This window comes from Variovorax sp. WDL1, assembly GCF_001541225.1.
Classification (GTDB): Bacteria; Pseudomonadota; Gammaproteobacteria; order Burkholderiales; family Burkholderiaceae_C; genus Variovorax.
Window position 1 is genome coordinate 305 of the sequence record NZ_LMTS01000351.1, and the last position, 8515, is coordinate 8819.

9 protein-coding genes and 1 pseudogene are annotated in these 8515 nt (G+C 67.6%); 5 read left to right on the plus strand and 5 right to left on the minus strand.

Annotated features, from left to right (window positions below; genetic code table 11):
- Nucleotides 1–211: 211 nt before the first annotated feature.
- Nucleotides 212–1486, plus strand: coding sequence for an O-antigen ligase family protein (locus APY03_RS39680; RefSeq protein ID WP_068686364.1), 1275 nt, complete (start codon nt 212–214; stop codon nt 1484–1486).
- On the opposite strand, the gene APY03_RS39685 is transcribed toward APY03_RS39680, so the two are convergent.
- Complete coding sequence (locus tag APY03_RS39685; protein WP_068686366.1) at nt 1452–1661, minus strand: zinc-finger domain-containing protein; 210 nt, start codon at nt 1659–1661, stop codon at nt 1452–1454. The two genes, APY03_RS39680 and APY03_RS39685, sit on opposite strands and share 35 nt — an antisense overlap.
- Before the next feature lie 8 nt (nt 1662–1669).
- Entirely contained in the window at nt 1670–2608 is a 939-nt protein-coding gene (locus APY03_RS39690) for a branched-chain amino acid transaminase (RefSeq protein ID WP_068686368.1), read from the minus strand.
- Between the two features lie 119 nt (nt 2609–2727).
- Here APY03_RS39690 and APY03_RS39695 point away from each other — a divergent pair, with 119 nt between their 5' ends.
- A complete protein-coding gene (locus APY03_RS39695; protein ID WP_068686370.1) occupies nt 2728–3705 on the plus strand; it encodes a recombination-associated protein RdgC in 978 nt (325 codons plus the stop codon).
- Between the two features lie 15 nt (nt 3706–3720).
- Here APY03_RS39695 and APY03_RS39700 read toward each other — a convergent pair whose 3' ends face one another.
- Genes APY03_RS39700 through radA form a run of 3 tightly spaced genes read right to left on the minus strand, consistent with a single transcriptional unit; the run spans nt 3721 to nt 7174 of the window.
- Nucleotides 3721–4209: a glycerate kinase gene (locus APY03_RS39700; RefSeq protein WP_068686372.1), complete on the minus strand. Its 489-nt coding sequence runs from the start codon at nt 4207–4209 to the stop codon at nt 3721–3723.
- 23 nt (nt 4210–4232) lie between these two features.
- The gene (locus APY03_RS39705; RefSeq protein WP_083944962.1) at nt 4233–5747 is read right to left on the minus strand and encodes a BCCT family transporter; all 1515 of its coding nucleotides are present in this window, start codon (nt 5745–5747) and stop codon (nt 4233–4235) included.
- 35 nt (nt 5748–5782) lie between these two features.
- On the minus strand, nt 5783–7174 hold the full coding sequence (radA, locus tag APY03_RS39710) for a DNA repair protein RadA (protein WP_068686376.1): 1392 nt from the start codon (nt 7172–7174) through the stop codon (nt 5783–5785).
- Nucleotides 7175–7291: 117 nt separating this feature from the next.
- Between radA and hpaR the strand changes: the two genes are divergently transcribed.
- From hpaR to APY03_RS45270, 3 genes and pseudogenes are all read left to right on the plus strand, one after another.
- A complete protein-coding gene (gene hpaR / locus APY03_RS39715; protein WP_068686379.1) occupies nt 7292–7723 on the plus strand; it encodes a homoprotocatechuate degradation operon regulator HpaR in 432 nt (143 codons plus the stop codon).
- Nucleotides 7720–8403, plus strand: coding sequence for a fumarylacetoacetate hydrolase family protein (locus tag APY03_RS39720; protein WP_068686381.1), 684 nt, complete (start codon nt 7720–7722; stop codon nt 8401–8403). The genes hpaR and APY03_RS39720 overlap by 4 nt, the downstream gene beginning before the upstream one ends.
- A pseudogene (locus tag APY03_RS45270) lies at nt 8400–8515 on the plus strand (fumarylacetoacetate hydrolase family protein); the annotation flags it as partial. The gene APY03_RS39720 and the pseudogene APY03_RS45270, both read left to right, overlap by 4 nt.

The window sequence follows — 8515 nt, forward strand, 5'->3', positions numbered from 1 at the left end:
AGTCGGCAAGCTGTGGGACTCGGGCGGGGACACCCGCGCGAAGTCGCAGCTCAACGCCTCGGCGGGGGTGCGGGTGCGGTGGTAGACGCGCAGAGCGCTGAGCTGCCGAGTCGGCCGCACCAGGCTGTTGTTCGCCGCGAGCAGCCCGGCGACGCACTCATCTGACGGGCCGAGTCAGCAAGGGTCGGAGCCGCCCCTAGAATTCGCCCCCATGCAGAGATCGCAACTCGTCCGCCCCGCGGCCATGTTCTGGGGGCTGACGGTGTTCATGCCGGTCGGCGTTCCCTATCTCGCAGCCTTGCTGATGCTGGCCGCCTTGCTGGTGGCCGGGGATTGGCGCGAGCGCGCGCGGCGGCTGCGCGCCAGTCCGATGTGGTGGCCGATCGTGGCCTACGTGGCGTGGACGCTGGTGGTGCTGGCGCTGCGGCCCTGGTATCCGCAGACGCCGTCGAACCTCGCCCATGGCCTGCGCATCGCCGCCACGCTGCTGATGGCATTGGCCCTCACGCGCGAGGAGGCGATCTGGGCGCTGCGGGGCTTCCTGCTCATGGCACTCTTCAACATCGTCCTGATCGCGATGTTCTGGTCGGCGATCTTCCTGAAGATCTATTTTCCGGTGGTGGAGCCCTGGCGCGGCGTGATCTTCCTGATCGGCAACAAGTCCATCAGCAACGCGCTGCTCTTCACCATCCTGGGCGCGACAGCAGCCGTGTTCGGCTTGCAGGCGCTCTCGGAGCGCCGGCCGCTGCGCGGGGTGGCCGCCTTCGCGGTGACGCTGGCGGTGATCGTGGTCATCACCTTCAGCCTGCCCTCGCGCACCTCGCTGCTGGCCCTGCTGCTGGTGATCCCGGCGGTCTGCGTGCACCAGTGGCGGCGGCAGCTCAAGGTGCTTGCGTTGGCGATGTTGGCCGGTGGCGTGATCGTGGCCGTGGGCCTCTGGAACTCGCCGGCGGTGCAGCAGAAGTTCGAGCTCGGCGTGAAGGAGCTCGAAGCCGCCCAGGCCGGCGCGGTGTCGGAAGGCAGCTGGGTGGTGCGCTACTACATGTACCGCGACACCGGCCGCATGATCCTCGACCGGCCCTTCACGGGATGGGGCATCGGCGGCTGGACCGAGCAGTGGCATCTGCGCGGGCCCGAGCTGCTGGCCGACTACAACATGCCGCACAACGACTTTCTCTGGATGGGCTCGCAGGCCGGCATTCCCGGCGCACTGACCTTGCTGGCCATCCTGCTGACAGGCGTGTGGGTGGCCTGGCGGCGCGACGACCTGTACGGCCGCTACGCGTTCGCTGCGCAGCTGATCGCGCTCATCGCGACCAATGCGAACTCCGCCCTGCGCGATGCGCAGATCGGGCTCAGCCTGCTGTGGGTGTCCACGATCTACCTGCGGCTTGCGCAGGAGCCCGGCGATTCATGGCGCGGATTGATCCCGCGCCGGGCCAGGGCCGCCCTCAGTGGCGATGCCCCACCGCCTCGCCAGCCTTGAGCCGGTAGACGGTTCCGCAGTAAGGACACTTGGCCTCGCCGGTGCGCGCCACGTCCAGGTAGACCTTGGGGTGCGCGCTCCACAGCTTCATGTCGGCCTTGGGGTTGGGGCAGAACACCCCACCCTGGTGATTCAGGTCCTGGGCCGACAGTTCGATCACGGCGTTGGCACTCATTTTTTCTTTCAGACCTTGGTGAGCCAGTGGGCGTACTTGGGATTGCGGCCGTTCACGATGTCGAAGAAGGCGCTCTGGATCTTCTCGGTGACCGGGCCGCGCGAACCCTGGCCGATCTCGATGCGGTCGAGCTCGCGGATCGGCGTGACCTCGGCCGCGGTGCCGGTGAAGAAGGCTTCCTCGGCGATGTAGACCTCGTCGCGCGTGATGCGCTTCTGCACCACCTCGATGCCGAGATCCTTGCAGATGTGGAGGATGGTGTTGCGCGTGATGCCGTTCAACGCGCCGGCCGACAGGTCGGGCGTGTAGACCACGCCGCCCTTGACCACGAAGATGTTCTCACCCGCGCCCTCGCTCACGAAGCCGGACGCGTCGAGCAGCAGCGCCTCGTCGTAGCCGTCGTCCAGGGCTTCCATGTTGGCGAGGATGGAGTTGCTGTAGTTGCTCACTGCCTTGGCCTGCGTCATGGTGATATTGACGTGGTGGCGCGTGTAGCTCGAGGTCTTGACGCGGATGCCGCGCTTCATGCCTTCGTCGCCCAGGTAAGCGCCCCAGGCCCAGGCCGCGACCATCGCGTGGATGCGGTTGCCCTTGGGGCTCACGCCGAGCTTCTCGGAGCCGATCCACACCAGCGGGCGCAGGTAGCAGCTCTCCAGATTGTTGGTGCGCACCACCTGCTTCTGCGCCTCGTTGAGCTGCTCGGGCGTGAATGGAATCTTCATGCGCAGGATCTTGGCGCTGTTGAAGAGCCGCTCCGTGTGCTCGGCCAGGCGGAAGATCGCCGTGCCGTCGACCGTCTTGTAGGCCCTGACCCCCTCGAAGGCGCCGCAGCCGTAGTGCAGCGTGTGGCTCAACACGTGGATCTTGGCGTCGCGCCACTCCACGAGATCACCGTCCATCCAGATCTTTCCGTCACGATCGTCCAGTGCAGGGGGCAGCGCGCTCATTTCTTTGTCCTTTTGGGGGAGGGATGTCGCAAAAGCTTGCGATTTTACGGCTCGGCCCGGGGCCGTCCCGCCGACAATGCTCGGCTTTGCCAAACAGCCAGGAAAAGGGTTCTCTTCTCGTGTCCGTCTTCAAGAACGTCATCGTCTATCGCATCGAATCCACGTGGTCGCAAACGCTCACCGACGCCGAGCAACGCCTGGATGCCTTTCGCTTCGTGCCCTGCAGCCCCTCGCAGGAAAAAGCCGCCGGCTGGACCGAGCCCCGCGGCGAAGCGCATGGGCCGCTGGTCGAATCCGTGGGCGGCCAGTGGCTGCTCGAATACATGATCGAGAGCAAGACCCTGCCCGGCTCCGTGGTGCGCCGAAAGGTCGAGGAGCGCGCCGCGCAGATCGAGGCCACCACCGGCCGCAAGCCCGGCAAGAAGGAGAAGAAGGAGCTCAAGGAAGACATCACGCAGGAGCTGCTGCCGCTGGCCTTCACCCGCCACGTGCGCATCGCGGTCTGGATCGACCCGGCCGCACGCCGGCTGGTCGTGAACGCGAGCAACGCGGCTCGCGCCGACGAGGTCGTGACCAGCCTGGTGAAGGCGCTCGAAGGCTTTGCCGTGGCACAGGTCAACACGCAAGTGGAGCCGGCGGTGGCCATGTCGGACTGGCTGTCGACGCAGGAGCCGCCGGCCGGCTTCACCATCGACCGCGAATGCGAGCTCAAGGCCACCGACGAATCGAAGGCGGTGGTGCGCTACGCCAAGCATCCGCTGGATATCGACGAGGTCCGCCAGCACATCGCGGACGGCAAGCGGCCCACGCGACTGGCGATGACCTGGGACGACCGCGTGTCCTTCGAGCTGACAGAGGGCATGCAACTGCGCAAGATCGTGTTCCTCGAAGGCACGCTCGACGAGGCGCCGGGCTCGGCCAAGGAAGACAACTTCGATGCCGACGCCGCGATCGCGACGGGCGAGCTCGGGCAACTGGTCCCGGAGCTGATCGAGGCGCTGGGCGGGGAAATGCAGCTGGGTGCGGCGCCGGTCGATGCGCCACCGAAGGCCGCAGCGCCCACGGAAGAATTGGCCGACGAATCGGCGCCGTTCTAGTCGCGGCTAGACGCCTTAGACGGGCGGGCGCAGGGCGTCGGCGGCACCCGGCTTGACCGCGTCGGCATTCGGCGGGTCGGCCGGCTGCTCCTCGTTCCCGGCCGGCGCATCGGGGCGCACCAGCTTCCATTCGGTCAGCTTGCCGTTGACGAAGGTGGCGTCGACCCAGGAGCCCCCGTTGTCGGTCCAGCGATAGATCTCGGGCTGCGCATCCCTGGGCGTGCGCTGCTCGCCCAGCGCGCGGGTCATCGCGATCACGTGGAGCAGTGTCACCTTGGGCTTGAGCTTGGCGTTGAGCATCACGGCGCTCGCCACCGTGCCGATGGGCCGGTCGGCCGCGCGCTTCAGGACCTGCATGGTGCGGTTGAAATGCATCAGCAGGAACATGATGATTGCACCGCCGGCGAAGGCGACGCCCGGCCATCCATAGGCGCGATAAGAGGCGCCGAGCAGAAGCAGGCCCGCGAGGGGGACGAAGACTTTCCCAAAATTCATGGGCTGCATTGTCGCCGGGGACAAAGTACTGACTATTTGACGAGTTCGCGCATTTTCCGGCGGAGGGCTCGTTCGCGCCGCTGCTCCAGCTGCCAATCCTCCCGGATTGCCATCGTCACCGAGGCGGCCATCAACAGCAGCACCACCGAGAAGGGCAGCGCGAATACGATGGTGGCGGTCTGCACGGCTTCCAGGCCGCCGGCAAGCAACAGGCTCAGCGCGATGGCTGCCACCAAAATGCCCCAGACGATCTTGACGCGCGCCGGTGGGTTCGGGTTGCCGTTCGTGCTCATGGTGCCCAGCACCAGCGTGGCCGAATCGCCCGAGGTCACGAAGAAGACGAAGATCAGCAGCGTCGCGACCAGAGACATCAGATCGCCGCCCGGCATGGCGTCGAACATCACGAACATCGCTGTCGATACGTTGGCCTTCACCGCCTCCGCCAGCGGCACGCCCTGGAAGATCTCGAAGTTGAGCGCCGCGCCGCCGAAAATCGAGAACCAGACGAAGCCCACCAGCGTGGGCGCGAACACGGTACCGAGAATGAACTGCCGGATCGTGCGGCCACGCGACACGCGGGCGATGAACAGCCCGACGAAGGGCGACCAGGCCAGCCACCAGGCCCAGTAGAAGATGGTCCAGTCGCCGACCCAGGAGCTGCTGCGGAAGGGCGACATGCGCAGGCTCATACGCACGAACTCGCTGATGTAGACGCCCAGGGTGTTGGTCAGCGTGTCCACGATTGCGACTGTCGGCCCGAGCACCAGCACGGCCAGCGCGAGCGCGGCCGCCAGGCAAAGGTTGCCCAGCGACAGCCACTTGACCCCGCGCGCTACGCCGGTCACCGCCGAACTGATGAAGAGCACCGTCGTCACCACGATGATGGTCGACTGCATCTTCGGGCTCACCGGCAGCCCGAAGGCAGCGTTCAGGCCGCTGTTGATCTGGGTCGCGCCCATGCCGAGCGAGGCCGCCACGCCGAAGGCCGTGGCCACCACCGCCAACACGTTGAAGGCGGGCGACAACCGTCGCGCGAAGCGCCAGGGCAGGGCTTCGGTGACGGAACTCACCAGCGGCAGCGACTGGCGCCGGAAGCTGAAGAAGCCGATTGCCAGGCCGACGACGCCGTAGATGGCCCAGGGATGCAGCCCCCAGTGAAAGAAGGCGTAACGCATGGCCGCGGAGGCGGCCTCCGGCGTGCCGGGCGCAATCCCCGGTGGCGGTTTGGCGTAATGCGACACCGGCTCAGCCACGCCCCAGAACACCAGCCCGATGCCCATGCCGGCGGCGAACAACATCGAGAACCAGGCGGGGAGCGAGAACTCGGGCTCCTCGTCCTCCTCGCCCAGCCTGAGATCGCCATAGCGGCTGAAGGCCAGGAAAAAGGCCAGCAGCACGAGGCCCAGCACCAGCCACAGGTAGAACCAGCCGAAGTTGCGCGTGATGCCGACCAGGGCAGCGCCGAAGACCTGGCCCAGCGAGGCCGGCGCGACCAGGCCCCAGAGCACGACGGCGGCAATCAGCCCGGCGGAGACGACGAGTTGCATGTTGGTTCCTTTCCCCGTTCTCGTGCCCGAGCGAATCAATCCAGCCGGCGCACCACCTCCATCGCCTCCTCGATGCGCTCCACCGCATGGATTGTCAGCCCCTCGATGTCCTTGGCACCCTTGCGCGGCGCGTTGGCCTTGGGTACCACGGCCACGCTGAAGCCCAGCTTGGCGGCTTCGCGCAGCCGCTCCTGGCCGCGCGGCGCGGGCCGCACCTCGCCGGCCAAGCCCACTTCGCCAAACGCGATGAAGCCCTTGGGCAGCGGCTTGCCGCGCAGGCTGGAGGTGATGGCCAGCATCACTGCCAGGTCGGCCGCCGGCTCGCTGATGCGCACGCCGCCCACAGCGTTGACGAACACGTCCTGGTCCATGCAGGCCACGCCCGCATGGCGGTGCAACACCGCCAGCAGCATGGCGAGCCGGTCGCGGTCGAGGCCGACCGACAGCCGCCGCGGGCTCGGCCCGCCGTCGTCGACCAGCGCCTGGATCTCGACCAGCATCGGCCGCGTGCCTTCGAGCGTGACCAGCACGACGCTGCCGGGCACCGGCTCGGCGTGCTGGCTCAGGAAGATCGCGCTCGGATTGGCCACGCCCTTGAGGCCGCGCTCGGTCATCGCGAACACGCCGATCTCGTTGACCGCGCCGAAGCGGTTCTTGATGGCGCGCACGAGGCGGAAGCTCGAATGCGTGTCGCCCTCGAAATACAGCACCGTGTCGACCATGTGCTCGAGCACGCGTGGGCCGGCCAGCGCGCCTTCCTTGGTCACGTGGCCCACCAGCACCACCGCCGTGCCGCTGGCCTTGGCGAAGCGCGTGAGGTGGGCCGCGCATTCGCGCACCTGCGCCACCGAGCCGGGGGCCGAGGTCAGCTGGTCGGAGTACACGGTCTGGATCGAATCGATCACCGCGATCGCCGGCCGCGTGGCGTCCAGCGTGGCCAGGATCTTCTCCAACTGGATCTCGGCCAGCACCTGCACCTGCGACTGCTCGAGGCCGAGCCGGCGCGAGCGCATCGCCACCTGGGCGCCGCTCTCCTCGCCGGTCACGTACAGCGCGTTCTGCCCCGAGCGCTGCAGCGCATCGACCGCCTGCAGCAGCAGCGTGGACTTGCCGATGCCCGGATCGCCGCCGATCAGCGTGACGCCGCCGTCGACGATGCCGCCGCCGAGCACCCGGTCGAGTTCGTCGAGCCCCGTGGGCGTGCGCTCGACGTCGCCGGCCTCGATCTCCGACAGCACCGCCAGCTCGGCCGAACCGGCGAGCGATGCGAAGGGCGCGCCGAAGCGGTTGTTGCCGCCGCCGGCCGCGGCGGCGGCCACCTGCTCGATCAATGTGTTCCAGGCGCCGCAGCTGGGGCAGCGGCCGAGCCACTTGGGGCTGGTGCCGCCGCACTCGGAGCAGACGAAGAGGGTTTTTTCCTTGGCCATCGTCCAAGTGTAGGGAGGGCTCGGCGTCACAGCTCCCTCGAACCCAGGGAAAACCCCGCCGCAGAGCCGATCGGAAGGTCTTGCAATAAATTTAACATGTTAAATAATCGGGGCTTCATGAGCACCACTTTCGTCCACCGCAACCTGCCCCGCCTGCTGCTGCAGGCACGCGAGGCCGTGATGGCGCACACCCGTCCCAGCCTGCGCGAACACGGCCTGAGCGACCAGCAATGGCGTGTGCTGCGGGTCCTGGGCGAGCACGGCATGGTCGAGACCGGCCGCGTCGCACGCGAGGCCTTCATCCTCGGCCCCAGCCTGACCGGCGTGCTCGCGCGCATGGAGCGCGACGGCCTGATCCGCCGCGCACGCGATCCCGCCGACCAGCGCCGCACCGTCGTCGAGGCCACGCCCAAGGGCATGCGCATGGTCCGGCAGCTCTCGCGCAGCATCGAGGATCACTACGCCTGGATGGAAAAGTCGCTGGGCAAGCAGAAGCTGTCGCAGCTCTATGTGCTGCTCGATGAAGTGATCGAACTGGAGCAACCATGAGCCGCACGGCCGTTCCGAAGGCGAATAGCACCGCAGCCGAAGGCGAAGGTACTCCGGCGAGCTTCCTGCCCACCGGCACTGTCTACGGCGTGCTGCTCAACTTCCGCGCGGAGGTCGAGGCACTCACGCCGCAGATGACGCAACCGCCCTACAAGGCGCCGCCCAAAGCGCCTGTGCTGTACGTGAAGACGGCCAACACCTGGAGCCCGCATGGCCACGCGATTGCCGTGCCCGCCCGCATCCCCGAGGTCGAGGTCGGCGCCACTATCGCGATGGTGATCGGCGCCGACGGCGACGTCGAAGGCTTCGTTCCGATGAACGATCTCTCGATCCCGCACGCGAGCTTCTTCCGTCCGCCGGTCAAGTTCAAGTGCGTGGACGGCTTCCTCGGCATCGGCCCCGCCATGCGCGACGCGCAGGAGGTGGCGGACCCGGCCGAGTTCAGGCTCGAGGTGCGCATCAACGGCGAGCTGCGCCAGTCGGTCGACTATTCGCAACTGGTGCGCAACGCGGCCCGACTGCTGGCCGACGTGAGCGAGTTCATGACGCTCGCGCACGGCGATGTGCTGATGCTCGGCTGCGACGCCGGCCGTCCGCTGGCGCGCGCCGGCGACCGCATCGAGATCAGCGCGCCGGGCTTCGAGGCGCTGGTCAACACGCTCGTGGAGGATGAGGCATGAGGCACGCACGCATCGCCTTCGAAGGCGTCGAACAGCCCGCCATCGAGCGCGACGGCCGGCTGTTGCTGGACGACGGCCGCAGCATCGCCTTCGACGACGCGCTGTGGCTGGC

Bases quoted from the DNA above. Each gene is read 5' to 3' on its own strand.
- APY03_RS39700 (WP_068686372.1), bottom strand. From the start codon at position 4,209: ATGCAGCCCATGAATTTTGGGAAAGTCTTCGTCCCCCTCGCGGGCCTG.
- radA (WP_068686376.1), bottom strand. From the start codon at position 7,174: ATGGCCAAGGAAAAAACCCTCTTCGTCTGCTCCGAGTGCGGCGGCACC.
- APY03_RS39680 (WP_068686364.1), top strand. From the start codon at position 212: ATGCAGAGATCGCAACTCGTCCGCCCCGCGGCCATGTTCTGGGGGCTG.
- APY03_RS39720 (WP_068686381.1), top strand. From the start codon at position 7,720: ATGAGCCGCACGGCCGTTCCGAAGGCGAATAGCACCGCAGCCGAAGGC.
- APY03_RS39690 (WP_068686368.1), bottom strand. From the start codon at position 2,608: ATGAGCGCGCTGCCCCCTGCACTGGACGATCGTGACGGAAAGATCTGG.
- hpaR (WP_068686379.1), top strand. From the start codon at position 7,292: ATGAGCACCACTTTCGTCCACCGCAACCTGCCCCGCCTGCTGCTGCAG.
- APY03_RS39705 (WP_083944962.1), bottom strand. From the start codon at position 5,747: ATGCAACTCGTCGTCTCCGCCGGGCTGATTGCCGCCGTCGTGCTCTGG.
- APY03_RS39685 (WP_068686366.1), bottom strand. From the start codon at position 1,661: ATGAGTGCCAACGCCGTGATCGAACTGTCGGCCCAGGACCTGAATCAC.